Below are 527 nucleotides of genomic sequence, written 5' to 3' on the forward strand. Positions count from 1 at the left end.
GTGCTCGGCTTCTGCCTGGGCGGCAAGCTGGCCTACCTGGCGGCCTGCCGCACCGACGCGGACGTGTCGGTGGGCTACTACGGCGTGGGCATCGAGGCCGCACTCGACGAGGCCGACCAGATCAAGCGGCCGCTGACGCTGCACATCGCAGAGCTCGACAAGTTCTGCCCGCCCGAAGCCCGCGAGCGCATCGTGCAGGCGCTGCGGGGCCGCCCCGGCGTGACGCTGCACGTCTACCCCGGCGTCGACCATGCCTTCGCCCGCGCCGGCGGCGAACACTTCCACAAGCCCTCGGCCCTCATGGCGCACGAGCGCAGCATTGCCGCGCTGAAGGCCGCCATCGGCCCGCACTACGACCTCTCGGCGCTGTGGGACAAGCACTGCGAATACGAGTTCGGCACCCGCAACGTGGACGACACCATGTCCACCATGGTGGCCGAGCCTTACGTCAACCACATTCCCACCATGACCGGCGGCGTGGGCTACCAGGCGCTGCACAGCTTCTACAGCAACCACTTCGTCAACAG

At 68.5% G+C, this 527-nt stretch carries 1 protein-coding gene; it reads left to right on the forward strand.

Annotated features, from left to right (window positions below; all coding sequences use genetic code 11):
- Positions 1-527: dienelactone hydrolase family protein (locus tag IB278_RS33595; RefSeq protein WP_192328857.1), on the forward strand; the 527-nt coding region annotated here is incomplete at both ends.

It is taken from the genome of Variovorax sp. VRV01 (assembly GCF_014852545.1).
GTDB lineage: Bacteria > Pseudomonadota > Gammaproteobacteria > Burkholderiales > Burkholderiaceae_C > Variovorax > Variovorax beijingensis_A.